General features: G+C 62.8%; 22 protein-coding genes, 2 tRNA genes and 1 pseudogene. 5 read left to right on the forward strand and 20 right to left on the reverse strand.

The features are described 5' to 3' along the window. Window positions 1-212: 212 nt before the first annotated feature. Window positions 213-404, reverse strand: a complete 192-nt coding sequence (locus A5892_RS20055) for a hypothetical protein (RefSeq protein WP_150123435.1) — start codon at window positions 402-404, stop codon at window positions 213-215. 33 nt (window positions 405-437) lie between these two features. Between A5892_RS20055 and pcnB the strand changes: the two genes are divergently transcribed. From pcnB to panC, 4 genes are read left to right on the forward strand one after another with little or no spacing between them, the layout of a single operon-like run. Further along, on the forward strand, window positions 438-1,799 hold the full coding sequence (gene pcnB / locus A5892_RS00080; RefSeq protein ID WP_223302746.1) for a polynucleotide adenylyltransferase PcnB: 1,362 nt from the start codon (window positions 438-440) through the stop codon (window positions 1,797-1,799). Window positions 1,800-1,803: 4 nt separating this feature from the next. Beyond that, the gene (folK, locus tag A5892_RS00085; RefSeq protein WP_064121060.1) at window positions 1,804-2,304 is read left to right on the forward strand and encodes a 2-amino-4-hydroxy-6-hydroxymethyldihydropteridine diphosphokinase; all 501 of its coding nucleotides are present in this window, start codon (window positions 1,804-1,806) and stop codon (window positions 2,302-2,304) included. Between the two features lie 39 nt (window positions 2,305-2,343). Further along, on the forward strand, window positions 2,344-3,135 hold the full coding sequence (panB, locus tag A5892_RS00090; RefSeq protein WP_064121061.1) for a 3-methyl-2-oxobutanoate hydroxymethyltransferase: 792 nt from the start codon (window positions 2,344-2,346) through the stop codon (window positions 3,133-3,135). A 41-nt stretch (window positions 3,136-3,176) separates the two neighbouring features. Then, window positions 3,177-4,025 (forward strand): pantoate--beta-alanine ligase, encoded by an 849-nt coding sequence (gene panC / locus A5892_RS00095; protein ID WP_064121062.1) that lies wholly within the window; start codon window positions 3,177-3,179, stop codon window positions 4,023-4,025. 16 nt (window positions 4,026-4,041) lie between these two features. Here panC and A5892_RS00100 read toward each other — a convergent pair whose 3' ends face one another. The 16 genes and pseudogenes from A5892_RS00100 to rlmE all read right to left on the reverse strand — a co-directional run bounded on the left by A5892_RS00100 (window position 4,042) and on the right by rlmE (window position 21,305). Next, window positions 4,042-5,337, reverse strand: coding sequence for a CynX/NimT family MFS transporter (locus tag A5892_RS00100; protein ID WP_064121063.1), 1,296 nt, complete (start codon window positions 5,335-5,337; stop codon window positions 4,042-4,044). A gap of 168 nt (window positions 5,338-5,505) precedes the next feature. Beyond that, on the reverse strand, window positions 5,506-7,629 hold the full coding sequence (gene pnp, locus A5892_RS00105; protein WP_064121064.1) for a polyribonucleotide nucleotidyltransferase: 2,124 nt from the start codon (window positions 7,627-7,629) through the stop codon (window positions 5,506-5,508). A gap of 191 nt (window positions 7,630-7,820) precedes the next feature. Then, window positions 7,821-8,090: a 30S ribosomal protein S15 gene (gene rpsO / locus A5892_RS00110; RefSeq protein ID WP_064121065.1), complete on the reverse strand. Its 270-nt coding sequence runs from the start codon at window positions 8,088-8,090 to the stop codon at window positions 7,821-7,823. Window positions 8,091-8,175: 85 nt separating this feature from the next. Beyond that, window positions 8,176-9,096 carry a tRNA pseudouridine(55) synthase TruB gene (truB, locus tag A5892_RS00115; RefSeq protein ID WP_064121066.1) on the reverse strand — a complete coding sequence of 307 codons (921 nt, stop codon included), beginning with the start codon at window positions 9,094-9,096 and terminating at the stop codon, window positions 8,176-8,178. Beyond that, the gene (gene rbfA / locus A5892_RS00120) at window positions 9,096-9,485 is read right to left on the reverse strand and encodes a 30S ribosome-binding factor RbfA (protein ID WP_064121067.1); all 390 of its coding nucleotides are present in this window, start codon (window positions 9,483-9,485) and stop codon (window positions 9,096-9,098) included. The genes truB and rbfA overlap by 1 nt, the downstream gene beginning before the upstream one ends. Before the next feature lie 20 nt (window positions 9,486-9,505). Further along, complete coding sequence (gene infB / locus A5892_RS00125; RefSeq protein ID WP_064121068.1) at window positions 9,506-11,980, reverse strand: translation initiation factor IF-2; 2,475 nt, start codon at window positions 11,978-11,980, stop codon at window positions 9,506-9,508. Between the two features lie 81 nt (window positions 11,981-12,061). Beyond that, window positions 12,062-13,555 carry a transcription termination factor NusA gene (gene nusA, locus A5892_RS00130; protein ID WP_027349598.1) on the reverse strand — a complete coding sequence of 498 codons (1,494 nt, stop codon included), beginning with the start codon at window positions 13,553-13,555 and terminating at the stop codon, window positions 12,062-12,064. 93 nt (window positions 13,556-13,648) lie between these two features. After that, complete coding sequence (gene rimP / locus A5892_RS00135; protein ID WP_064121069.1) at window positions 13,649-14,110, reverse strand: ribosome maturation factor RimP; 462 nt, start codon at window positions 14,108-14,110, stop codon at window positions 13,649-13,651. Between the two features lie 278 nt (window positions 14,111-14,388). After that, window positions 14,389-14,465, reverse strand: a tRNA-Met gene (locus tag A5892_RS00140). 142 nt (window positions 14,466-14,607) lie between these two features. Beyond that, window positions 14,608-14,694 (reverse strand) — tRNA-Leu (locus A5892_RS00145). A gap of 110 nt (window positions 14,695-14,804) precedes the next feature. Beyond that, the gene (gene secG, locus A5892_RS00150; RefSeq protein WP_064124209.1) at window positions 14,805-15,272 is read right to left on the reverse strand and encodes a preprotein translocase subunit SecG; all 468 of its coding nucleotides are present in this window, start codon (window positions 15,270-15,272) and stop codon (window positions 14,805-14,807) included. Window positions 15,273-15,276: 4 nt separating this feature from the next. Then, window positions 15,277-16,026 (reverse strand): triose-phosphate isomerase, encoded by a 750-nt coding sequence (gene tpiA / locus A5892_RS00155; protein WP_064121070.1) that lies wholly within the window; start codon window positions 16,024-16,026, stop codon window positions 15,277-15,279. A 79-nt stretch (window positions 16,027-16,105) separates the two neighbouring features. After that, entirely contained in the window at window positions 16,106-17,494 is a 1,389-nt protein-coding gene (glmM, locus tag A5892_RS00160; protein WP_064121071.1) for a phosphoglucosamine mutase, read from the reverse strand. Further along, window positions 17,494-18,312, reverse strand: coding sequence for a dihydropteroate synthase (folP, locus tag A5892_RS00165; RefSeq protein WP_064121072.1), 819 nt, complete (start codon window positions 18,310-18,312; stop codon window positions 17,494-17,496). The genes glmM and folP overlap by 1 nt, the downstream gene beginning before the upstream one ends. A gap of 171 nt (window positions 18,313-18,483) precedes the next feature. Next, window positions 18,484-20,441: pseudogene (ftsH, locus tag A5892_RS00170) on the reverse strand (ATP-dependent zinc metalloprotease FtsH). A 189-nt stretch (window positions 20,442-20,630) separates the two neighbouring features. Continuing rightward, a complete protein-coding gene (rlmE, locus tag A5892_RS00175; protein ID WP_064121073.1) occupies window positions 20,631-21,305 on the reverse strand; it encodes a 23S rRNA (uridine(2552)-2'-O)-methyltransferase RlmE in 675 nt (224 codons plus the stop codon). Between the two features lie 136 nt (window positions 21,306-21,441). On the opposite strand from rlmE, the gene A5892_RS00180 reads away from it, so the two are divergent. Beyond that, complete coding sequence (locus A5892_RS00180; protein ID WP_027349590.1) at window positions 21,442-21,759, forward strand: YhbY family RNA-binding protein; 318 nt, start codon at window positions 21,442-21,444, stop codon at window positions 21,757-21,759. A 60-nt stretch (window positions 21,760-21,819) separates the two neighbouring features. Here the strand turns inward: A5892_RS00180 and A5892_RS00185 are convergent, their stop codons facing one another. The 3 genes from A5892_RS00185 to carB form a co-directional block, all read right to left on the reverse strand. Further along, on the reverse strand, window positions 21,820-22,611 hold the full coding sequence (locus A5892_RS00185) for a sulfite exporter TauE/SafE family protein (protein WP_064121074.1): 792 nt from the start codon (window positions 22,609-22,611) through the stop codon (window positions 21,820-21,822). Between the two features lie 179 nt (window positions 22,612-22,790). Then, window positions 22,791-23,267, reverse strand: coding sequence for a transcription elongation factor GreA (gene greA, locus A5892_RS00190; RefSeq protein WP_027349588.1), 477 nt, complete (start codon window positions 23,265-23,267; stop codon window positions 22,791-22,793). Beyond that, window positions 23,267-26,500, reverse strand: a complete 3,234-nt coding sequence (gene carB / locus A5892_RS00195) for a carbamoyl-phosphate synthase large subunit (RefSeq protein WP_064121075.1) — start codon at window positions 26,498-26,500, stop codon at window positions 23,267-23,269. Before carB ends, greA begins: the two co-directional genes overlap by 1 nt. Window positions 26,501-26,591 lie beyond the last annotated feature (91 nt).

Below are 26,591 nucleotides of genomic sequence, written 5' to 3' on the forward strand. Positions count from 1 at the left end.
TAATACGCGACGCCGCGAACGAGGCACAACAAAAACAACGCCTCCTGGTCGGCACCCCGGAACAAGAACAACTCACCGGGGCAGCCATCTCTTTTCGTTGATCAAAGAGAGCGTCCGCGTGCATGGAGGATTGTTTTGAATACGGCACGGCGCATTAGCCCGCCACACCAAGCGTCCGTCGAGCTCACGTATCTCGCGCCTGCAATGCGTATTCAGAGCGATGCGCCATACACGAAGAATTCAAGCGCATCTTTAGCTTCGCTGCTGTCGCCATGTGCCACGCAGCATTCCGGGGAGGCTTCGGCCTCCCTTTTGCTATTTGAGCGCAAGGCTCGGTAGCCGCTCTTTGCATCCCCGGGTACCTTGGTTACACTTACCGGAACCAGCAGAATGTCGATTCTCATTTCGTCCAGCTTCGATCAGGTACCGGTAAACGTTTGAAAACCCCAGTCGGCGACCAGGCCTCTCTTTCCGCTCCTCGCATCCTCCCTCGTGATGAGCACTCCCTCTCTCGAGGCATGCTCAGTGAAAACGCTCTCAAGGTTCTGTACCGCCTCAATAAAGCGGGGTTCCAGGCGTATCTAGTGGGAGGCTGCGTGCGTGACGGCCTGCTCGGCATCACCCCGAAGGATTTCGACGTTGCCACCGACGCGACGCCTGACGAGGTCAAGGCGCTGTTCCGCAACGCCATGATCATCGGCCGGCGCTTTCGCATCGTTCATGTCCGTTTCGGCCGGGAGATCATCGAGGTCACCACCTTCCGTGGCCAGCATGATGATGAGGATGACGTCAGCCGAGCGCACCGCTCGGCCACGGGCATGCTACTGCGCGACAACGTTTGGGGAAGCATCGATGAGGATGCGCTGCGCCGCGATTTCACCGTCAATGCGCTCTACTACAGCGTCGCCGATTTCTCGATCTATGACTGGACCGGCGGCATCGACGATCTCGAGCGCCGCCAGCTGAAACTGATCGGCGATCCTGAGGTGCGCTATCGGGAGGATCCGGTTCGGATGCTGCGAGCGATACGCTTCGCTGGCAAGCTCGGATTCAAGATCGAGGAACGTACCGCCGCCCCGATCATCGATCTCGCACCGCTGCTGCTCTCGATCCCCCCCGCGCGGCTGTTCGAAGAAGTGCTCAAGCTGTTTCTCAACGGTGCGGCGCTGGAGACCTATCGAGGCCTACGCGAGCATGGACTGTTCGCGATGCTGTTTCCGGTCACGTTCGATGCCTTGAGTGTCATGCCATGGGCCGAGGCGATGATCGAGCAGGCGCTGATCAACACCGACCAGCGCATTCTCGAGGGTAAACCCGTCACCCCGGCCTTCCTCTATGCTGCGCTGCTGTGGCCGGCTGTAGTGATGGATGCCAATGCCCTCGAAGAAGAAGGCATGCCAACGGCTCTCGCTCACCAGCAGGCGGCCCAGCAGGTGATCAGCCGCCAGTTGCAACACACCTCGATCCCGAAGCGCTTCAGCTTCCCGATGCGCGACATCTGGGAGCTCCAGCTGCGTCTGCCGCGGCGCAAGGGCAAGCGCGCCGACCAGGTGATGAGCCATCCGCGCTTCCGTGCCGGCTACGATTTCCTACTGCTGCGCGAAAACGCTGGAGAACTGGCGGCCGGCCTAGGGGAGTGGTGGACACGCTATCAAACCCTCGAGGACGCCGAGCGTCGGGTGATGATCAGCCAGATCGTCCACGAGCCCGCGGGCCTCGACGAGCCATTGCCCGAAACTGCATCCAAACCGACGCACTCACGCCGCCGGCCGCGTCGTCGCCCCCCTCGGGGAGAATGAAAGGATGCCCGACGCTGTGCTTGCCCATCGGGCTTTCATCGGTCTGGGCAGCAACCTGGATCTCCCACGAAAGCGAGTCAGCTCAGCCATCGAGGCACTCGCCTCGCTGCCGCTGTGCAGGCTGGTGAAGGCCTCGCCACTTTACGCCAGCCGGCCGGTGGGCCCGCAGGATCAGGACGACTTCGTCAATGCGGTGGTGGAGCTGCGTACCGCCTACTCGCCACTGGCGTTGCTCGACCAGTTGCAACGCCTCGAGCAGAGCCAACGTAGGGTGCGGCTGCATCGCTGGGGCCCACGCACGCTCGATCTCGACCTGCTGCTGTTCGATGATCGTGTGATCGAGCATCCTCGCCTTTGTGTTCCCCATCCAGAAATGCTAAATCGTGCCTTCGTATGGGTACCGCTGCTGGACATCTCTCCTGGCCTGCGCCTGCCCGACGACCGTGTACTGAGCGATCTGGTGGATGACTCACTACGCGGCTCACTGGTCGAGCTCACGCCCTGAGCCGACGCTTCCTCAACGATCTCCAACGAGAGCCTTGCCATGCCCGCCGTCACTCTCTCGACCCTCACAGGTCGCCGTGAGTCCAACACGCCCTTCAGTTGCCTGACTGCCTACGACGCCACCTTCGCGCGTCTGGCCAGCGACGCCGGCGTCGAGGTACTGCTGATCGGCGACTCCCTTGGCATGGTGCTTCAAGGACACTCGAGCACTCTGCCGGTCACCATCACCGACATCGCCTATCACACGGCCTGCGTCGCCCGGGCAGGAGTCGACAGCCTGATCATGGCGGATTTGCCGTTCATGGCCGATGTCAGCATCGAACGGCTGCTCGACAATGCGGGAATCCTGATGCGCGCGGGCGCGCAGATGGTCAAGATCGAAGGAGAGGCTTGGCTCGCCGAAGGCGTCGAAGCGCTCAGCCGACGCGGCGTACCGGTCTGCGTACACTTGGGATTGACCCCCCAGCATGTCAATGCGCTGGGCGGTTACCGTATCCAAGGTCGCGATCCGGAGAGCGCGCAGCGAATCATCGACGATGCCCTGACGCTGGAGCAGGCCGGCGCCGCGGTCGTGCTGCTCGAATGCGTGCCGAGCGATCTTGCCCTCGAAGTACGCGACGCACTGGCAGTACCCGTGATCGGTATTGGCGCAGGCCCTGATGTCGACGGGCAGATCCTGGTCATGCACGATATGCTCGGCGCCTCGCTCGGGCGCGTGCCACGCTTCGTGAAGAATTTCCTGATCGGCGAAGCATCGATCCAGGAGGCATTCGCGGCTTACCACGAAGCGGTGGTGAACCGGGAGTTCCCCGCCGAAGAACACTGCTTCTGAGTTCCTGGCGCACGCTCGGTACCGCTGGAGGGCACCCCATCATGCAGACATTCCATACCATCGCTGCGCTACGCCAAGCGCTCACCAAGGCTCGCGCAGCTGGCGTGCGTATCGCGCTGGTGCCGACGATGGGCAATCTCCACCAGGGCCACCTGGCTCTGGTGGAAGAGGCGCGACGTCGCGCCGATCTGGTCGTGGCGTCGATCTTCGTCAACCCGATCCAGTTCGGTCCAAGCGAAGATTTCGCGCGCTATCCTCGCACTCTGGACGACGATCGGGCGCAGCTCGAGTCGACAGGCTGCGATGTGCTCTTCGCACCCGATGTCGACACGCTTTATCCCAATGGGTTGGACGGATTGACCCAGGTGCGGGTGCCCAAAGTTTCGCAAGGACTTTGCGCCGCCACGCGCCCAGGGCATTTCGACGGCGTGGCGACAGTAGTCAGCTTGCTGTTCCACATCGTCGGCCCCGATGTCGCTCTGTTCGGCAACAAGGACTACCAGCAGCTCGCAGTGATTCGCAAGCTAGTCGCGGATCTGCACTTCCCGATCGAGATCGTCGACGTACCGACCGTTCGCGACGCCGACGGGCTGGCACTCTCTTCACGCAATGGCTATCTCGATCGAGAGCAGCGAGAACGCGCACCCTTGCTGGCTCGCAGCCTGCGCAGCATCGCCGAACGCCTGGCCCAGGGCATCCCGGCAGCCCAGGCCCTAGCGCAGGGGCGTGACACTCTCGAGGCTCAAGGCTTCGTGATCGACTACCTGGAGCTGCGCGCGCCCGATCTCGCGCCGCTCGACGGCGACGCTCGCCAAGCGATTCTGCTGGCCGCTGCCTATCTCGGTACGACCAGGCTGCTCGACAATCTTGCGGTCACTCTCCCGGGCTGAACCCTCGGCTCTGCGATCAGCCGGCTTCGACGAAGCGATCGCGCCCGGCATTGAATCCGCACAGCAGTGCCAGCAAGCCGATGGCGAGAATCAGCCCGGCCACCTCAAACCAGTCGCCGCGCAGGTCGTGCAGCAGCCCCACCCCCAGGGTGCCGAAAGAAGCGAGCGAGTAGCCGACTCCCTGAGCCATGCCGGAGAGCGCGCCCGCGCTCTGGGCATTGCGGGTTCTCAGCACCAGCAGCGCAAGCGCGAGACTGAACGTTCCGCCCTGGCCAAGCCCCAGCAGCACGATCCAGAGCCACAGGGTAGAGACAGGCATCAACAGGATGCAGAGCAGCGGAACGACGCTCAGGGCGAGGAACAGCGCGATCACACCGCTCTGGTGACGAAACCTGGCAGCGATGAACGGCCCGCCCAGCGCGGTGACGAGCTGCAAAAGCACCGATACGGACATCATCAGTCCGGCCTCGAGCGCGCCGAGCCCACGCGCCATCAGCATGGTCGGCAGCCAGCCGAAGACGATGTAGGCAAGCGAGGACTGCAGGCCCATGTAGAGGGTGACCTGCCAGGCAAGCATCGAACGCCAGGGCGCTCGCACACGTCGACGCTCCGACTTCGGTTCGTGCTTCGCGCGCCGAAGCTGAGGAATCCAGATCAGCGCGGCCGCCAGGGCCAACAGCGCCCAGCAGGAGAGCCCTAGCCGCCAGCTGCCACCGAATGCCTCGGCCAGCGGCACACTGGCACCTGCAGCGAGGGCCGCGCCGCTGCACAGCGCCATGGTGTAGATCCCGGTCAACAGGCTTGCATGGTGCGGATAGTGACGCTTGACCACGCTCGGTAGCAGCACCCCGGCCACGCCGATTCCCGCCCCCGCCATGACCGTGCCGAGCAGCAGTCCGGCAATGCCGAAGACACCACGCAGCGCAACGCCGGCGGCAAGCACCAGCAAAGCGAGCAGAATCGTTCTGGCGCTACCGTAGCGGTGGGACAAACGCGGGGCGAGAAAGGCGAAGGCGCCGAGGCAGAATACCGGCAGGAAGGTCACCACTCCCGCGAAGCTTGCACTGAGGCCAAGCTCACTGCTTACCTGGCCGAGCAGTGGCGCAAGGCTTGAGAGCGCTGGACGCAGGTTGAGCGCAACCAGTACCAGCCCGACCAGCAGCGGAAGATGATGCGAGAGGAAGGCACCCGCCGACTCACCGGGGAGATCGCGCCTGGATGGCTGCGCGCAGGCGTAGGACGGTTCCGCGCCCTTGGTCGACGACGGTGCTGCACCGGCAGTGGAAAGAGGAGTAGTCGTTGGCGAGGGCACGAGCAGGCGCCTTGTAAAGTCTTGGGCCAGCGAGTCTACCCGCAGCGGGAATCAGATTGAACCGTTCGGACAAGTCCATCGGTCCAATGTGCGAGAGCCCCGCATGGCTACTGCCATGCGGGGCTCTCGTTGAATCGTCCGGCGCGGCGGTCAGGCCGCGACCGGCGATTACTCTCCTTCGCCGAGGCCCGCCTCGAACGCTGCCTTCTCGGCCGGTTCGATCTCCTTGATCGACAGCTTGACGCGTCCGCGATTGTCGACGTCGAGCACCTTGACGGTGACCATATCGCCCTCGTTGAGGAAATCGCGCACGTCGTTGACGCGCTCAGGCACGATCTGCGAGATGTGCACCAGGCCGTCGGTACCCGGCATGAAGTTGACGAACGCGCCGAAGTCGGCGATCCGCACTACCTTGCCGCGGTACAGCTTGTTGATCTCCGCTTCGGCGGTGATCGCCAGCACGGTATCGACCGCTTTCTTCGAGCCTTCCTTGGTATCGGCATAGATCCGCACCGTACCATCGTCCTGGATGTCGATCGAGGCACCGGTGTCTTCGCAGATCTGGCGGATGGTCGCGCCACCCTTGCCGATCACGTCGCGAATCTTGTCGGTGTCGATCTTGATCAGCACCATCGAGGGCGCGTGGTCAGCGACCTCCGAACGGCTCTCGCTGATCACCCGGTTCATCTGCTCGAGGATGCTCTGACGTGCTTCGAACGCTTGGTTCAGTGCACGCTCCATGATCTCCTCGTTGATCCCCTCGATCTTGATGTCCATCTGCAGTGCGGTGACACCGTTGACCGAGCCTGCGACCTTGAAGTCCATGTCACCGAGGTGATCCTCGTCACCGAGGATGTCGGTGAGCACCGCGAAGCGATCGCCATCCTTGACCAGGCCCATGGCGATACCCGCAACCGGCGCCTTGAGCGGCACGCCTGCGTCCATCAGGGCAAGCGAAGAGCCGCACACCGATGCCATCGAGCTCGAGCCGTTGGACTCAGTGATCTCGGAGACCACGCGAATCGAGTAGGGGAAGTCGTCGCCGTTCGGCACCATCGCCTGAACGCCGCGCTTGGCCAACCGTCCGTGCCCGATCTCGCGACGCTTCGGCGAGCCGAAGAAGCCAGCCTCGCCGACGCTGTAGGGAGGAAAGTTATAGTGGAACATGAAACGCTCGTGGCGCTCGCCCTCGAGGCCCTCGATCAGCTGCGCTTCGCGCAGGGTACCGAGAGTCGCGGCGACGATAGCCTGGGTCTCGCCACGGGTGAACAGCGCCGAGCCGTGAGCGCGCGGCAGCACCCCGACCTGGATCGACAGGGGACGCACGGTCTTGTGATCACGGCCATCGATGCGCGGCTCGCCCGCCAGGACCCGCTCGCGAACGATGCGTTTCTCGAGCGAAGCGAAGGCACCAACCACCGCGTCGGCCTCGAATTCGCCAGTACCGGCCAGAAGTTCGATCGCCTGTGACTTGAGCGCGGCGAGCGCGTCCTGGCGGGCCATCTTGTCGGTCACCCGGTAAGCTTCACCGATGCCCGCTTCGAAGCCGACGGCAACCGCCTGCTTGAGCGCGACGTTTTCGACCGCTGGCTGCCAGTCCCACTTCGGCTTGCTGCCTTCCAGGGCGAATGCCTTGATCGCCTCGATCGCGACCTGCATTTCCTGGTGGGCGAAGAGCACTGCGCCGAGCATTTCGTCTTCGGTCAGCTCTTTGGCTTCCGACTCGACCATCAGCACCGCTTTATCCGTGCCGGCGACGACCATGTCGAGCTCGGAGCTCGCCAGTTCCGCCTGGCTCGGGTTGAGGAAGTAGCCGCGATCCTCATTGAAGGCCACGCGCGCGGCGCCAATCGGGCCGGCGAAAGGCACGCCGCTGATCGCGAGCGCAGCGGAGGTGCCAAGCATCGCCGCGATGTCGGGATCATGCTGCTTGTCGGCTGACATCACCGTGCAGATCACCTGCACTTCGTTCATGAACCCTTTGGGGAACAGCGGACGAATCGGCCGATCGATCAAACGTGAGGTCAGCGTTTCCTTCTCGGTCGGACGCCCTTCGCGCTTGAAGAACCCGCCGGGAATCTTGCCGACCGCGTAGGTCTTTTCCTGGTAGTGAACGGAGAGGGGGAAGAAGTCCTGGCCCGGCTTGACGTCTTTGCGAGCGACTGCGGTGCAGAGGACTACGGTGTTGTCGATGGTGACCAGCACGCTGCCAGTAGCTTGACGGGCGACGCGGCCAGTCTCCAGCGTGACGGTCTGACCGCCGTACTGGAAGGTCTTGGTGACGGGATTCACTCTGAATTCCTTCGAATGTTATACGATCGTGTACGCTTTCTATGCGCTCAGGTCGCCATCTTAGAGCCTTCGGCCTGCACTGTCACTGCGCCCTCGGGCGCACCATGAGTGCCATTACCTGGGACGCATCGAGGCGAAAAAAAACAGGCAGCCCACAGGGCTGCCCGTTCGATACAGTGCAAGGCTTGCGCTCAGCGACGCAGGCCAAGGCGCTGGATCAGGCTCTGATAACGCTCGAAGCTCTTGCCCTTGAGGTAGTCGAGCAGCTTGCGGCGCTGGTTGACCATGCGGATCAGGCCACGACGGGAGTGGTGATCCTGCTTGTTGCTCTTGAAGTGGTCCTGCAGACCTTCGATGTTGGCGGTCAGCAGTGCGACCTGGACTTCCGGGGAACCGGTGTCGTTTTCGCTGGCACCGAATTCCTTGACGATTTCGGCCTTGCGCTCGGCAGTAAGTGCCATGGGAGCTTCTCCAATCAATATGCTTTGAAATAAAGCAGTCAGTGTCGAAGACCACGCATATTTGCAGTCTTCAGCGAAGGCGACGTCAGCCGTTGGCCGCGTCACGCAAGAGACGTCGGGGAGCGAGCTCGCCCTCCTCCGTCACGGTGACGAGCCCCAGCAGGCGCTCGTCGCAGTACAGCCTCGCCATGGTGCCCGGGGCATGAGAACCGGTTGCACAGCGAATCCGCCGCCCCTGGTTCAACAGCAGGGCGGTCGGCTCATCGGTTTCGAGCCTGGGCAGGTGTGCGATCAGCGCATCGACCGGCAACAGTCGCACATCGCGCTCCTCGCCCAATGCCTCGAGCGCATCCAGGCCCACCATCGCACTCGCCTCGAACGGCCCCGTGCGCAGCCGCCGCAGCGCGCTGAGATGCGCACCGCAGCCAAGCGCCGCGCCGATGTCCATGCCAAGCGTGCGAATGTAGGTACCCTTGCTGCAATCGACCTCGAGATCGAACCAGCCGGCATCCGCATCGAGCGAAACGAGGCGCATATGATAAATGGTTACACGCCGCGGCGCACGCTCGATCTCGCGCCCTTCACGGGCCAGCTCGTAGAGCGGACGGCCCTGATGCTTGAGCGCTGAGAACATCGGTGGAATCTGCTCGATTTCACCACGAAATCGCGCCAGCACGCACTCGATGCCCGCTTCATCGAGCGCGGGTACCGGGCGCTCTTCCAGCACCACACCCTCTGCGTCACCGCTGTCGGTGGTGATACCGAGCTGGACGCGGGCGAGATAACGCTTGTCGGCATCCAGAGCGAACGAGGAGAACTTGGTCGCCTCGCCGAAGCAGATCGGCAAGAGCCCCGTGGCCATCGGATCGAGCGTGCCGGTATGCCCCGCCTTGGCGGCCTGGAATATCCCACGTGCGCGCTGCAGTGCACGGTTGGAACTCAGCCCCTTCGGCTTATCGAGCAACAGCACGCCGTCAACTGGACGGCCCCGACGGCGCTTGGCCATTACTCCGACTCCGGCTCGTCGTCGCGGCTGCGCCGATCGCTATCCACCGCACGCTCGATCAGCCGTGAGAGCTGATCACCCCGCGCTACGCTTTCGTCATAGTGGAAGCGCAGCTCGGGCACGTGACGAAGCTTCATCCGCCGAGCGACCTGCGAGCGCAGGAAACCGGACGCGCGCTTGAGGATCTCGAGGTTCTCGCGTACGCGAACAACATCGTTCTCGCCGAGCAGGGTGAAATAGACGTCTGCGTAGCCGAGGTCACGACTGACCTTGGCATCGCTGATCGTCACCATACCCAAACGCGGATCCTTGACCTCGCGCTGCACCAGCAGCGCGAGTTCCTGTTTGAGCTGCTCGGCGACCCGATCGGTCCTGGTAAATTCACGCATCTGCGCTCCTCGCGGCCCGCTTAGAGCGAGCGCTCGACTTTGACCTGATCGAAGACTTCGATCTTGTCGCCGACCTGGACATCGTTGTAGTTGCGTACGCCGATACCGCACTCCATGCCATTACGGACTTCGCTGACGTCATCCTTGAAGCGGCGCAGTGACTCGAGCTCGCCTTCGTAGATGACCACGTTGTCGCGCAATACGCGGATGCTCTTGTTGCGGTAGACGGTACCCTCGACCACCATGCAGCCGGCGATCGCACCGATCTTCGGCGCCCGGAACACGTCGCGCACCTCGGCGATGCCCACGATCTCCTCTTTCCACTCCGGCGCCAGCATGCCGCTCATCGCCTGCTTGACCTCATCGATCAGCTGGTAGATGACGCTGTAGTAGCGAAGATCCAGCCCTTCGCGGTCGACGATCTCGCGAGCGCTCGCATCGGCACGGACGTTGAAGCCGACGATGATCGCCTCACTGGCAACCGCCAGGTTGGCATCGGTGCCGGTGATTCCGCCAACCCCGGAGGAGACCACGGTGACCTTGACCTCGTCGGTGGAGAGCTCCTCCAGCGCATGGCGGATAGCCTCCAGCGAGCCCTGCACGTCCGCCTTGAGCACGATGTTGACCGAAGCGATCTCTTCCTTGCCCATCTGGCTGAACATGTTCTCGAGCTTGGCCTTCTGCTGCCGGGCGAGACGCACGTCGCGGTACTTGCCCTGACGGAAGTTGGCGACTTCGCGCGCCTTCTTCTCGTCGGCAACGACGTTGAACTCCTCGCCAGCATCAGGCGTGCCATCGAGACCGAGCACTTCGACCGGCATCGACGGGCCAGCCGAGTCGACCTGCTGACCGAGCTCGTTGACCAGCGCGCGCACTCGACCATAGTGCAGGCCGGCGAGCAGGATGTCGCCCTTGCGCAGGGTACCGTTCTGGACCAGTACGGTAGCCACCGGGCCACGCCCACGATCCAACCGGGATTCGATCACTACACCCTTGCCGGGTGCCTCCGGGACGGCCTTCAGTTCGAGCACTTCGGAAACCAGCAGCACCGCTTCGAGCAGCGCATCGATCCCCTCGCCGGTCTTCGCCGAGACCAGGACGAACTGGGTATCGCCCCCCCACTCCTCGGAGATCACTCCGTGCTGGGAGAGCTCATTGCGGACGCGGTCGAGATCAGCACCAGGCTTGTCGATCTTGTTGATCGCCACCACCAGCGGTACCTCGGCGGCGCGCGCGTGCTCGATCGCCTCGATGGTCTGCGGCATCACACCGTCGTCGGCGGCGACCACCAGGATGACCACGTCGGTCGCCTTGGCGCCACGCGCACGCATCGCAGTGAAGGCCGCGTGTCCGGGGGTATCGAGGAAGGTGACGTCACCGGTGGCATGCTCGACGTGGTAGGCGCCGATGTGCTGGGTGATGCCGCCCGCCTCGCCGGTGGCGACCTTGGTGCGACGAATGTAGTCGAGCAGCGAGGTCTTGCCGTGGTCGACGTGTCCCATCACCGTGACCACAGGCGCACGCGTGAACTCTTCACCCTCGTAGGAGATTCCTTCGAGGACTTCGGTCTCGAGCGCGTTGTCCTTGATCAGCTTGGGCTTGTGGCCCATCTCCTCGGCGACGATCGCCGCGGTGTCCTGATCGATGGTCTGGTTGATGGTGACCGCGGCGCCCATGTTGAACATCGCCTTGATCACTTCGGTCGCCTTGACCGACATCTTGTCGGCCAGCTCAGCGACGCTGATCGACTCGGGGATGCTGACCTCACGGATGATCACTTGGGTCGGGCGCTGGAAGCCGTGGGCATTGTCGCGCCCGCGACGGCCGCCGCGACGCTCGGAGCGCTTGGCCTTCTTGCCGGCCGAGCCACGACGCTCGCTGCGGTCGCTGCGATCGTCCTCGTCTTCGCGACGTCCACCGCTCTTGCGCCCGCCCCCGGCGGCCTTGCGGCCGGCAGCTTCACGGCCACGACGATTGTCGTTGCGCGGTTCCTTGAGCGGCGCGTTGACTACCGGCTCTTCCCCTGAGCTCTCTTCAGCGGAGGCGGAGGCGGCAGCCCCAGCCGGTGCCGTGACGGCTGGCGTTGAGGGCGCCACTGCCTCGGCAACGGGTGCCTGCTCGCGAGCGGGCTCGCTCGCAGGCGGCGCTACCTGTGCCTCCTGCAACTCTTGCACTTCGGCCTCGCCCGCCTGGGCCTCCGGCTCCGCACGAACATAGGTACGCTTCTTGCGGACCTGTACCTCGATCGTCTTGTTGCGATCACCAGTACGGATCTTGCTCTTGGTCTTGCGGGTCAGCGTGATCCGGTTACGACCCGGTCCCGCGCCACCGCCGTGCTGTTTGGTGAGGTGATCAAGCAAGCGCTGCTTGTCCTCCTCGGAGACGACATCGGTCTCTGCCTTATGGGTGAGACCAGCCTCGCTCATCTGTTCGAGCAGGCGGCTCGCATCGCGCCCCACCTTGCTTGCGAATTCCTTAACCGTCATTTCTGCCATTGCGACCCTCCTGAACCCGTTTCCCTGCTGCCCGTTGCGAAACCGCGCCGCCGCGCCTCGAAAGGCCGGCGGCTTTAGCCGCTACGCTTCGCCCTCGAACCAGGGGGCACGGGCGGTCATGATCAGTACCGCGGCGCGCTCTTCGTCCACGCCTTCGATGTCCTTGAGATCGTCGATCGACTGCTCGGCGAGATCTTCCATGGTGCGAATGCCACGACCGGCCAGCGTGAACGCCAGTGCACGGTCCATGCCTTCCATTTCGAGCAGATCGTCGGCCGGGGCGCCCTCTTCCAGGCTCTCCTCGCTGGCGATCGCCAGATTGAGCAACTCATCCTTGGCACGCGCGCGCAGCTCTTCGACCAGCACCTCGTCGAGCTCCTCGATCTCGAGCATCTCGTCGAGCGGTACGTAGGCAATCTCTTCGAGCGAAGTGAAGCCTTCGTCGACCAACAGACGAGCAAGGTCCTCTTCGATGTCGAGATGCTGGATGAAGTATTCGATGAAACTGTCGACTTCCTGCTCGAGCTTGCCCTGGGCTTCCTCCTCGGTCATCACGTTGAGCGTCCAGCCGGTCAGCTCGGAGGCAAGCCGCACGTTCTGCCCGCTGCGGCCGATCGCCTGGGCAAGATTGTCTTCAGCGACCGCGACGTCCATGGTATGGGAATCTTCGTCGACCATGATCGAGGCGACTTCGGCCGGAGCCATCGCATTGATCACCAGCTGCGCAGGATTATCATCCCAGAGGATGATGTCGACACGCTCGTTGCGAAGCTCGTTGGAAACCGCCTGGACGCGCGAGCCGCGCATCCCCACGCAGGCGCCGACCGGATCGATGCGACGGTCATTGGTCTTGACCGCGATCTTGGCCCGCGAACCAGGATCCCGAGCGGCACCTTTGATCTCGATCAGCTGCTCGGCGATCTCCGGCACTTCGATCTTGAACAGCTCGATGAGGAACTCGGGACGAGTGCGCGAAAGGATCAGCTGGGAGCCGCGAGCGTCAGGGTCGACCTTCCAGAGCAGCGCACGAACGCGTTCGTTCATTCGATAACGTTCGCCGGAAATCATTTCGCTACGTGGCAGGAAACCCTCGGCGTTATCACCGAGATCGATGATCAAGCCATCGCGGGTGGTCTTCTTCACCCCACCGGCGACCAGCTCTCCTTCGCGCTCGCTGTAGTGTCGCACGATTTCGGCCCGCTCGGCTTCACGCACCTTCTGCACGATCACCTGCTTGGCGGTCTGGGCCGCGATTCGGCCAAAGCTCACCGACTCGATCTGCTCCTCGACGAATTCGCCAAGTCCCAACGGCGGCTCACGCTCTTCGGCCGCGGAGATTGGAATCTCGCGGGCCGAGGTGGTGTAGTCTTCATCGGGAACCACGGTCCAACGCCTGAAGGTGTCGTAATCTCCAGTGGCACGGTCGATCCGGACCTTGACGTCGACGTCCTGTCCCTCGAAGCGCTTGCGAGTCGCGCTGGCCAGCGCAGCCTCGACCGCCTCGAAGATCACGCCACGAGGAACACCTTTTTCGTTCGAAATTGCGTCAACGACCAGCAAAATCTCTTTGCTCATGCCTTTGCCTCGCCAGATAAATCATTTTTGTCCCGCTCGAGGACCGTCCTTGGCCGACACCCACGCATCGCTTTGGCGACACTGCGCACCGCACTATTTTTCGAAGGTCGGCACCACCTGAGCGCGTTCGATCGTTTCGATCGGAAAGCCGAACTCTTCCTGATCGACCCGCAGGATCACTTCGTCCTCTTCGAGCCCGATCAAAAGCCCCTGGAACTTGCGGCGCCCCTCGAACGGAATGCGCAGACGCAGTTGGACACGATGTCCAGCGAAACGCTCGAACTGAGAAAGCGTGTAGAGCGGTCGATCCATGCCCGGTGATGAGACTTCCAGGTTGTACTGGCCAGCAATGGGATCTTCGACATCGAGCAGGCCGCTGACTTGACGACTGACTTTGGCACAGTCGTCGACGTTGACGCCTTTGTCGCTATCGATATACACCACCAGACGCGAATTCTTGCCCTGCGCGACGTAATCCACACCCCACAGCTCGAATCCCATCGCATTGACCGTCGGCTCGATCAGCGCCTGAATGGCCTGTTCCTTGGTCGCCATAGACAAAGGCTCCTATGAGTAAGACCGGCTCGAAGGGAATCGAAGAACATGACGTCACGCGACGACTCCCCAGGCGACGGACGCCTCGAATACGTTCGCGAACCGGCGCCGGACGGTTTCCGCTGGCACCCTGACGTGAAGACGGGAAAGGTGGCCGACTGGCAGCTACTGCGATCGAGGCGCTGCCACCGCGCAAGGGGCCGGCACGGACCATCATCCAACGGGCCGTCCGCCAACAAAAAGCCCCTTCTTGCTGGAAGGGGCCTTTCGAATAAACTTGGTAGCGGGGGCCGGATTTGAACCGACGACCTTCGGGTTATGAGCCCGACGAGCTACCAGACTGCTCCACCCCGCATCAACGCGCGAAATATTATAGATCTTTCGATCCGGAATCAACCTGGTACTGATTCCTCAAACCGGAAACGGAGGATTTCGCGAACCTTCGCTTCCTTTCTTCTACTGCCCTGTAGGTAATAAAACTGCCTACGAACTTTATTTGGTGCCGAAGGCGGGACTTGAACCCGCACGTCCGTAAGGACACTACCCCCTCAAGATAGCGTGTCTACCAATTCCACCACTTCGGCATCGGGGCTGACGCACTATACACTCAGAAGCCTTTACAATCAAATACTTCTGCTTCAGCGCCCAGGGATGGAATCTCACCATCCCCTTCACTCACAAGGCCACGAGCAGCTTACTGCTCCTCGCTTCCCTCGAGTGCTGGCGCAGCATTATCCACACCCTGCCCTTGATCGTCAAGCGCCGGAGCATTCTGGTTTTGCGACGGCGCGGCCTCGGGCGCAGTGAGCGGTGCCTCGCTGGGATCGGCGCTGCCCAGCCCTTGGGCCGGTGCATCGTCGAGCACGGGCACACCGCTGTGCTGACGCTCGATCAGGCTCGCATCCGGAATGCCGCTGATCGGCACGCTACCGGCGTTATTGGCATACCAGGCGAGGCCAACCGAAGTGGCGAAGAAGACTGCCGCCAACACCCCTGTGAGTTTGGCGAGAAAGCTGCTGCTGCCACGCGAACCGAAAACGGTCTGGGAGGCACCGCCGCCGAAGGCGGCCCCCGCCTCGGCGCCCTTGCCCTGCTGAAGAAGCACGAGCGCGACCAGCGAGATCGCCAGCAGCACATGAACCAAAAGGGTTATGACTTGCATGAAATCAACCTGCAGCATGACAAATGGATAAGAAATCGTCGACCTTGAGCGAAGCACCACCGATCAGGCCGCCGTCGATATCTGGCTGAGCGAGCAGCTCCTGCGCGTTTCGCGCATTCATGCTGCCGCCATAAAGCAGCCTCAGGCCACTCGCCAGCTTGGCGTCGAAGTCGCCTTGATAGCGACGGATCGCCGCCATCACTTCCTGCGCTTGCTCGGGTGACGGAGTGCGGCCGCTGCCAATCGCCCATACCGGCTCGTAGGCGATGGTGACCAAGGGGCGCTGCTCCGGCTCCAGCGGTGCCATTACCTTGCCGACCTGGCGCAGCACCACCCGCTCGGTATCTCCGGCGTCGCGCTCCTCGAGCGTTTCTCCGACGCAGAGAATCGGCTTCAGCCCCTCGTTGAGCGCGGCGACCATGCGATCGTAGACGTCTTCGTCGCTCTCGCGGTAAAGCCGGCGTCGCTCGGAATGCCCGACCAGCACATAATCCGCCCCGAGTTCCTTGAGCATCCTGCCGCTCACCTCACCGGTATGCGCCCCCGAACGCAGCGGATTGAGCGTCTGCGCGCCAATCTTGACACCGCTCGCCCCCAGCGCCCGCTGCATCTCGAGGATATAAGGAAAAGGCGGCAGCAGCGCCACCTCCACCGTGGGGGGCAAAGGAAACCCCTCCAGGGCGCGCGCGAACTCCTCGATCAATTGAGAGGAGCCATTCATCTTCCAGTTGCCGGCGATCAGCGGTGTACGCATGAGCATGCCTCGCATTGGGTGGGAAATGGTAATGGAGCGCTGGAGGCAATACAACTCGACTCGCCGCCTATCGCCAATGTCAATCCTGTACGCAGCGCTCGATGCTGGCCGCGATCCGGCCAGCCAACCGTTCGACATCGAAGCGCGGATGAGCCTCGACCATCACTCGAATCAGCGGTTCGGTGCCCGAGGGACGCAGCAGCACGCGACCGTCGCTGCCAAGCTCAGCCTCGACCGCACGTAGGGTTTCAACGACTCCAGCATCCTCGAGCAGCGCGCCGCGGTCAGCATCGGCACCTATGCGGACATTGACCAGCGTCTGCGGCGCTTTTTCATAGCCCACCAGCAGCGCTTCGAGAGAGCGGCCTTCGCGCATCATGATCGCCAGCACTTGCAAGGCAGCGACGATGCCATCACCCGTGGTTTGCACATGTCCGCAAACGATGTGTCCCGAGGATTCGCCGCCAAGCTGCCAACCCAACGCATCGAGTCGCTCGATCACATAGCGATCGCCGACGTTGGCCCGCTCGAAGGGTATCCCCTGACGTTCGAACGCCTGGGCAAGTCCAAGATTGCTCATCACCGTACCGACCACGCCGCCACCAAGCACGCCGCGCCGATGGCGATCGCTGCCGATCAGGTAAAGGATATCGTCGCCATCGACCTCGCGCCCCTTGGCGTCGATCAGGATCACTCGATCGCCATCGCCATCGAAGGCGATACCGATGTCGGCACCGGTCTCGATCACCTTGGCCCGCAGCGCCACGGTATGGGTCGAGCCGACGTTACGGTTGATGTTGAGGCCATCGGGAGAGGCGCCGATCACCGTGACGGTGGCGCCGAGCTCGCGAAATACACTGGGCGCGATGTGATAGGTCGCCCCGTTGGCGCAGTCGAGCACCACTTTGAGCCCATGCAGGGTGAAACGCCCCGGCACGGTCGATTTGCAGAACTCTATGTAGCGCGCAGCGGCGTCGTCGATGCGAACCGCCTTGCCCAGATGCTCGGAGTCCACGGTGACCAGCGGCTGGGTGAGCTCCTGCTCGATCTCGAACTCGATGGCATCGCCCAGCTTGGTGCCCGCCGCCGAGAAGAACTTGATGCCGTTGTCCTGGAAGGGATTGTGCGAGGCACTGATGACCACACCGGCGTCGGCGCGAAAAGTCTGGGTCATGTAGGCGATACCGGGGGTCGGCATCGGCCCGAGCAGCATCACGTCCACGCCCGCCGCCGAGAAGCCGGCTTCAAGCGCGGCTTCGAACATGTAGCCCGAAATCCGAGTATCTTTACCGATGATCACCCGCGTCTTCTGCCTGCGCGCGAGCACCCTGCCCGCCGCCCATCCAAGCTTGAGCATGAAGTCCGCAGTGATCGGTGACCTGCCCACGGTCCCGCGAATGCCGTCGGTTCCAAAATACTTGCGCTGCCGCGACGCATCCGAGCTCGCAGGCTCGACCGCTGTGTCCATTATGCCTTTCCCTCACGCAGCACCGCCCAGGTCATCTCGACCACATCCCAGGTCGCCGCCACGTCGTGAGTTCGAATGATTCGGGCGCCTCGCTCGACTGCCATCGCAGTCAACGCAAGGCCGCCGTAAAGCCTGCCCTCGCCCTTCTCACCAAGCGCTCGAGGCACCCCCTGAGCATCGGCGAGAGCCGCGCCAATCATACTCTTGCGCGAGGTGCCGACCAAGATCGGCAGCCCCAGTTCGACCAGCCCGGCCATCTCGGCCATTAGTCGAAGATTGTGCTCGGGCAGCTTGCCAAAACCGAAGCCCGGATCGATCACCAGCCGCTCGCGATCGATCCCGGCCGCCACGCAGTCGTCGACGCGCTGGCGCAAAAAGTCACCGACCTCAAGCTCGATCGCCTGGTCGTAGTGCGGATCCAGCTGCATCATGGTGGGCTCGCCGTTCATGTGCATCAGGCAAATCGCCATCGAGCTGGCGCATGCGGCCTCGAGCGCGCCGGAACGAGTCAGGGAGCGGACATCATTGATCATTCCGGCACCGAGCCTGCCGCACTCGCTGATCACACCGGCCGAGCTGGTATCCAACGAGACCACCACCTCGAACTCCCGCACCAGGGCCTCGACCACCGGCGCGACCCGCTCCAACTCCTCGTTGAGACTCACCGGAGCGGCGCCAGGGCGAGTCGATTCACCGCCGATGTCGATCAGCGAAGCTCCCTCTTCGATCATCCGCTGCGCATGTCTCAGCGCGGCATCGAGTCCGAGGTGCTTGCCGCCATCGGAGAAAGAGTCCGGCGTGACGTTGAGGATGCCCATGACCCGAGGCCTGGAAAGATCCAGCGAGCGCCCGGCACAATCGAGAACGGAAGGAGAGAAATAGCTTTTCATTTGCTCAGGAGAGGAACGCGGGGGATGGCGGGAAGCCGAAGGTGAAAAGCCGCGACCGCCAAACAGGCGGACGCGACTTCCAGCGATTGGGACGGTGGCTCAGTTCGCCGGGCCACCGACCGGGTCACCAGGACGGGGGCGATCGTCGCCGCTTTCACTCGGCGGGGCACCCTCTGCTTTTCCGTCACCCTCGACCACGGCACCGCCGCTCGGACCACCGCTATTGTCGCCCTTGGGCGGTGAAGGGAAGCGGCCTTCCATGATTTCCCTGATCTGATCGGCGTCGATGGTTTCATAGTGAATCAACGCCTCCGCCATCAGATCCAGCTTGTCCCGGTTGTCATGAAGGATCTGCTCGGCCCTGGCATAGCACTCGTCGATGATCTTGCGAACCTCGCGATCGAGCTTGGTCGAGGTCTCGCCGGAGCTGAACTTCGAGCCGCTCGCACCCGGCCCGCCGAGGAACTGGTGGGACTCGTCCTCGTCGTACATCAGCGGCCCCATTTCAGCCGAGAGCCCCCACTTGGCGACCATGCTGTGGGCGATCTCAGTGGCGCGCTTGATATCGTTCGAAGCACCGGTGGTAACGCCGTTCGGACCCAGCGTCATCTCCTCGGCAATGCGTCCACCGAACAGCGAGCAGATCTGGCTGATCAACTGCTGGCGAGAATAGCTGTAGCGATCTTCATTGGGCAGGAACATGGTCACCCCAAGCGCACGACCGCGCGGGATGATGGTGACCTTGTAGACCGGGTCGTGCTCGGGCACCAGCAGGCCGATGATCGCGTGTCCCGCCTCGTGATAGGCGGTGTTGCTCTTCTCTTTCTCCGACATCACCATCGAGCGCCGCTCGGCACCCATCATGATCTTGTCCTTGGCTTCCTCGAGCTCTCGCATGCCAACCACGCGAAGGTTGCGCCGCGCAGCGAACAGCGCCGCTTCGTTGACCACGTTGGCGAGCTCGGCGCCGGAGAAGCCGGGCGTACCGCGGGCGATCAGCTCGGGACGCACGTCGTCGGCCAGCGGCACCTTGCGCAGGTGGACCTTGAGGATATGCTCACGGCCGCGGATGTCGGGCAGTCCAACGGTCACCTGGCGATCAAAGCGCCCCGGGCGCAACAGCGCGGGGTCGAGGACGTCCGGGCGGTTGGTCGCGGCGATGACGATGGTGCCGTCGTTGGCCTCGAACCCGTCCATTTCCACCAGCAGCTGGTTGAGCGTCTGCTCGCGCTCGTCATGACCGCCCCCCCCATGCCGGAGCCACGCGAGCGGCCGACCGCATCGATCTCGTCGATGAAGATGATGCAAGGCGCCTGCTTCTTGGCCTGTTCGAACATATCGCGCACGCGAGAGGCGCCGACGCCGACGAACATCTCGACGAAGTCCGAGCCGGAAATGCTGAAAAACGGCACCTTCGCCTCGCCGGCGATCGCCTTGGCGAGCAGCGTCTTACCAGTACCGGGCGGCCCCACCATCAGAAGCCCGCGCGGGATCTTGCCGCCGAGGCGCTGGAACTTGGTGGGGTCGCGAAGGAAGTCGACGACCTCTTCTACCTCTTCCTTGGCTTCGTCGCAGCCGGCGACGTCCTTGAAAGTCGTCTTGATCTGATCCTGCGAGAGCAGCTTGGCCTTCGACTTGCCGAAGCTCATCGGTCCACCCTTGCCGCCTGCGCCACCCTGCATCTGGCGCATGAAGAACAGGAAGATGGCGAGAATGATCAGGATCGGGAAACTGGCGATCAGCAGCCGCGACCAGATGCTTTGCTCCTGAGGCTCACGCCCTTCGACCACCACGTTGTGGCTGAGCAGGTCGTCCATCAGACGCGGGTCGTCCGCCGCGGGGCGGATGGTCTGGAAGTTGGAGCCGTCGCCGCGCTCACCGCGGATCACGTACCCGTCGATGGTGACTCGCCGGATCTGGTCGTTCTGCACCTGCTGGACGAACTGGGAATAGTTCATCGACTGCGGCGAGGAATCGACGCTGAAATTGTTGAACACCGTCAGCAGGACCGCTGCGATGACCAACCAGAGAATCAGGTTCTTGGCCATGTCGTTCAAGGGGACACCCTCACTACGCTAAGTCTTTAACCACCGTCCGGGACCGACGGACACGCCTGACCCTCTGCGGCCTATCGAGCACGCCCCTTTCACCCTACACTGGCACGAAGCCTAAGTGCAGCATATCTGGCGAGATGGGGGCAACGGCCTCTCTATGCAAGTATCGCACGTTCGCCTTGGGAGGAAAGCTCACCCTTTGAAACCGCGACCGAGCAGATAGATTTCACGCGAACGGGGACGGGAAGCCGCCGGTTTGCGGCTGATGACCTTGGTGAAGGAGCCTCGCAGCTCCTTGAGATAAGCCTCGAAGCCTTCTCCTTGGAACACCTTGGCAAGGAAATCTCCATTCGGCTTCAGCACCTGTCGCGCCAGGTCGAGCGCGAGCTCGACCAGGTACATCGCACCCGGCTGATCAATGGCGTTCTGCCCACTCATGTTCGGCGCCATGTCGGAGATCACCATGTCCACCCGGCGCCCGCCAAGGGCGGACAAGATAGCATCGAGCACCGCCTCCTCGGTGAAGTCACCCTTAATGAACTCGACGCCAGCGAGCGGCTCCATGTCGAGGATGTCGGAAGCGATCACCACGCCCTGCGGCCCGACCCGCTTGGCCACGACCTGGCTCCACCCACCGGGGGCGGCGCCAAGATCGACCACGGTCATGCCGGGCTTCAGCAGCTGATCCTTATCGTCGATCTCGAGCAGCTTGTAGCTGGCTCGCGAACGGTAGCCATCGACCCACGAGCGCTTCACATAGGGGTCGTCGAAATGCTCCTTCAACCAGCCGGCACTCGATCGGCTGGTAGCGTTCTTGCGCTTCGGGGAAGAGGAATCACCGGCATCGCCGGAAGATGAACGGGCCAAGGGGTCACCTGGGAGTCTTGCGGGGGAACGAAAAACAGCGAATGACTGCATGAACATCGCGCTATCGCGACATCCAAGGCTTGGGGTAGACTGCGCGGTCAGCATTCAGGTACCAACACAGGCCATTCAAACTATCATGTCACTCTCGTCGGCTCAAAAGAAAAGCTTCCGCAGCATCGGCCACCATCTCGACCCGGTGGTTCAGGTGTCGGAGAACGGCCTCAGCGAAGGCGCTCTCAACGAGCTGGAACGCGCACTCGCCGATCACGAACTGATCAAGATCAAATTGATGAGCAACGACCGCGAGGAGCGCGAAGCCCAGATTGCCGCGGCATGCTCCCACAGCGGCGCGGAGCTGATCCAGAAGATCGGCAAGATGGCGCTACTGTATCGCCGCAACCCGAAGGCTTCCCCGAAGCTCTCCAACGTTCAGCGCTTCAGCAGATCCGAATGAGCCACCGGCGGCACGCCGCCGCCGGCCCATTTGTTCTCATCCTTCCCAGGCACGCACCGCTCAGATCACGAAGCTCAAGCCGACGCAGAACAGCAGCAGCGCGAACAGGCGCCGCAGCATCGTCTGCGACAGCCGATGCGCCAGCCTGACCCCGAACCGGGCGAAGACCATGCTGGTCAAGGCGATGCCAACCAACGCAGGCAGGTAGACGAAGCCGACGCTGTACTGCGGCAGCCCGCTCTCGCCCCATCCGAAGTACATGAACGACAGCGCGCCGAATATCGCGATCGGCAGGCCGCAGGCAGCGGATGTCGCCACCGCTTGCTGCATCGGCAGGTTCTTCCACGCCAGCAGCGGTACGGTCAGCGAGCCACCACCGATGCCGAAGATCGCCGAGGCCCAGCCGATCACCACACCGGCTATCTTCAGCCATAGCTTGCTCGGCTGCGTAAAACTGCCATCGCCCCCTTTCGGCTTGAGGTTGAAAGCGAGCTGGATCGCCATGCAGATGGCGAACACCCCGATGATGGTCTGCAAGCGCGGCCCTGAAATGTAGGAGGCGGTGAGCCCCCCGAGCACCGAGCCGAAGACGATCCCGACGGTCATCCACAGCACCAGGTGCCAGCGTACGGCGCCCTTCTTCTGATGACCCAGCACCGAGTTGATCGAGGTGAATACGATGGTCGCGAGCGAAGTGCCGACCGCAAGATGGGTAAGGATGTTGGCGTCCATGCCATGGGCGGCGAAGCTGTAGACCAACACCGGCACGATGATCAGCCCACCACCGACTCCAAACAGCCCCGCCAGCACTCCCGAGCAGGCGCCCAGCACCAGATACAGCAGAAACTCCATGTTGCTCCCTCGATGATGATCCCTTCACCGGCCAAGAGGTTGCAGGAATGGCCGCGCTACCGGAAGAAACTGACGATTGGCTTAACATTTCGACGCGAGGAATTCTATCCCATCGCAGACACCAACGCCCGCGAGGGGCACTCGCGGGCGTTGGTGTCTGCCACGGCTTGGAAGCCAGGTCAGATATGCTCGACTTCGCTGATCTCGTATTCGACGTCGCCGCCGGGCGTACGCACCAGCACGACGTCGCCCTCCTCCTTGCCGATCAGCGCGCGCGCGATCGGTGAGGTGACTGAGATCTTGCCGGCTTTGATCTCCGCCTCGTCCTCGCCAACGATCCGGTAACGGGTCGTCTCATCAGTGTCGAGATTGAGCAGAGTGACGGTCACGCCAAAGATCACCTTGCCATTCTTCGGCATCTTGGCGACATCGATCACCTGGGCATTCGACAGCTTGCCCTCGATCTCCTTGATACGCCCTTCGATGAAGCCCTGCTGCTCTCGCGCAGCGTGATACTCGGCGTTCTCCTTGAGATCACCGTGCTCACGGGCTTCAGCGATGTCGCTGATCACCTTAGGCCGCTCGACGCTTTTCAGCTGAGTGAGCTCATCGCGAAGGCGCTTTTCGCCTTCGACCGTCATGGGCACCTTGTTCATCACATCACTCCTGCATGCATATCCTGAAGACGCCGCACCTTGACCTGATCGCCGTATTCGAGCGCCAGACAAACGGCGCGCGCCCCCGCGAGGGTAGTCGCGTAGGGCACCTTGTTGGCGAGTGCGGTACGGCGGATCTCGGAAGAATCACTGATGGCTTGCCGACCTTCGGTGGTGTTGACGATGTAGTCCACGTCGCCGTTCTTGAGCATATCGACGATGTGCGGACGACCTTCGGACACCTTGTTGACAAGCTTTACGGGTAGCCCGGCCGCTTCGAGCGCCAGGGCGGTACCTTGGGTGGCAATCAGATCGAAACCCAATGTTAACAGAGAGCGCCCCACCTCGATAATGCCGACCTTGTCAGGATTGCGCACCGACAAGAACGCCACTCGCGGTTTGTCGCCACCCAGCTTGGGAATCGGCTCGTTGGCGCCAAGCTGGGCCTTGTAGAAGGCTTCGGCGAAGGTATCTCCGCTGCCCATCACCTCGCCGGTGGACTTCATTTCCGGCGAGAGAATCGGGTCGACTCCCGGGAACTTGGCGAACGGGAACACCGCCTCCTTGACGCTGAAGAACTTCGGCACGATCTCCTCGACGAAGCCTTGCTCTTCGAGGCTCTTGCCCGCCATGCAGCGCGCCGCGATCTGCGCCAGCGAAACACCGATGCACTTGGAGACGAACGGCACGGTGCGTGAGGCACGAGGATTGACCTCGATGATGTAGATCTTCTCGTCCTGCCAGGCGAGCTGGACGTTCATCAGCCCGACCACGCCGAGCTCGACCGCCATCTGCTTGACCTGCTGGCGCATCTCGTCCTGGACCGACCGGGGCAGCGAATAGGGCGGCAACGAACAGGCCGAATCGCCGGAGTGCACCCCGGCCTGCTCGACATGCTGCATCACCCCACCGATCACCACTCGCTTGCCGTCGCTGACCGCGTCGATATCGATCTCGATCGCCGCCGACAGGAAGTGGTCCAACAGCACCGGGCTGTCATTGGAGACCTTGACCGCATGGGTCATGTAGCGCTCGAGCTCTTCGGCGGAGTAGACGATCTCCATCGCCCTGCCGCCGAGCACATAGGAGGGGCGCACCACTAGCGGATAGCCGATCTTCTCAGCCTTGTCGAAGGCCTCGTCGAAGCTGCGCGCGGTCGCGTTCGGCGGCTGCAACAAGCCGAGCTTATCGATCATCTGCTGGAAGCGCTCGCGGTCTTCGGCGCGGTCGATCGCGTCAGGCGTGGTGCCGATGATCGGCACGCCGGCGGCTTCCAGGGCGCGGGCGAGCTTGAGCGGAGTCTGGCCGCCGAACTGCACGATCACCCCCTGCGGGCGCTCCTTCTCGACGATTTCGAGCACGTCCTCGAGCGTCACCGGCTCGAAGTAGAGCCGATCGGAGATGTCGTAGTCGGTGGAGACGGTCTCGGGGTTGCAGTTGACCATGATCGTCTCATAGCCGTCCTCGCGCATCGCAAGCGCGGCGTGGACGCAGCAATAGTCGAACTCGATCCCCTGGCCGATCCGGTTGGGGCCACCGCCGAGCACCATGATCTTGGGACGGTCGCTCGGATTCGCCTCGCACTCCTCCTCGTAGGTGGAGTACATGTAGGCGGTCGAGGTGGCGAACTCGGCGGCGCAGGTATCGACCCGCTTGTAGACCGGATGAATGCCGAAACCGTGGCGCCGGGCACGCACTTCGTCTTCCTTGATCCCGAGCAGCGTCGCCAGCCGAGCATCGGAGAAGCCCGAGCGCTTGAGCCGATAAAGCGTCTTGTCGTCGAGCCCATCGAGGCCTGCGTCGACGATGCGCTGCTCGGCCTGGATCAGCTCTTCGATCTGGACCAGGAACCAGCGATCGATCTTGGTGAAGCCGTAGATCTCATCGATCGACAGTCCTGCGCGGAAGGCATCGGCGACATAGAAAATCCGATCGGGCCCAGGACGCTGGAGCTCGCCCTGCATCAACGACATCGATGCCTGGTCGAAGCGGGTGAGTTTCGGGTCGAGGCCATCGACGCCGGTCTCCAGGCCACGCAGCGCCTTCTGCAGCGACTCCTGGAAAGTGCGCCCGATCGCCATCACCTCGCCCACCGACTTCATCTGGGTGGTCAACCGGTCATTGGCCTGGGGGAACTTCTCGAAGGTGAAACGCGGGATCTTGGTCACCACGTAGTCGATCGAGGGTTCGAACGAAGCCGGGGTGGCGCCGCCGGTGATATCGTTCTGGAGTTCATCGAGGGTGTAGCCGATCGCCAGCTTCGCCGCGATCTTGGCGATCGGGAAACCGGTCGCCTTGGAAGCCAGCGCGGAGGAGCGGCTGACCCGGGGGTTCATCTCGATCACCACCATCCGACCGGTTTCGGGATGGATACCGAACTGGACGTTGGAGCCGCCGGTCTCGACCCCGATCTCACGCAGCACCGCGAGCGACGCGTTGCGCATGATCTGGTACTCCTTGTCGGTGAGCGTTTGCGCCGGCGCGACGGTGATCGAATCGCCGGTATGCACACCCATCGGGTCGAAGTTCTCGATCGAGCAGACGATGATGCAGTTGTCGTTCTTATCGCGAACGACCTCCATCTCGTACTCCTTCCAGCCGAGCAGCGACTCGTCGATCAGAAGCTCCTTGGTCGGCGAGAGCTCGAAACCGCGATGGCAGATCTCCTCGAACTCCTCGCGATTGTAGGCCACCCCACCGCCCGATCCGCCCATGGTGAAGGAAGGACGGATGATGCAGGGAAAACCGAGCTCGGCCTGGATCTCCCACGCCTCGCTCATGTGATGGGCGATCTTGGCCTTAGGACACTCGAGACCGATCCTGCGCATCGCCTTGTCGAAGCGATCGCGGTCCTCGGCCTTGTCGATGGTGTCGGCGTCGGCGCCGATCATCTCGACACCGTACTTGTCCAGCACGCCGTGGCGCTCGAGATCCAGCGCGCAGTTCAGTGCGGTCTGTCCGCCCATGGTCGGCAGCAGCGCGTCGGGACGTTCCTTCTCGATGATCCGCTCGACCACCTGCCAGGTGATCGGCTCGATGTAGGTCGCGTCGGCCATCACCGGGTCGGTCATGATCGTCGCCGGGTTGGAATTGACCAGGATCACGCGAATTCCTTCCTCGCGCAGCGCCTTGCAGGCCTGGGCGCCGGAGTAGTCGAATTCGCACGCCTGGCCGATGACGATCGGGCCGGCGCCGATGATCAGGATGCTCTGGATGTCGGTACGTTTTGGCATGACGGTATCCGCGATGTGCTTTGCTTCCCCGGGAAGATCCCGAGTTCTCGAAGGTGATGCGACCACGCGGCGAGTAGCCGCGCGGCCCTGC

The organism is Halotalea alkalilenta (assembly GCF_001648175.1).
GTDB classification, from domain to species: Bacteria; Pseudomonadota; Gammaproteobacteria; order Pseudomonadales; family Halomonadaceae; genus Halotalea; species Halotalea alkalilenta_A.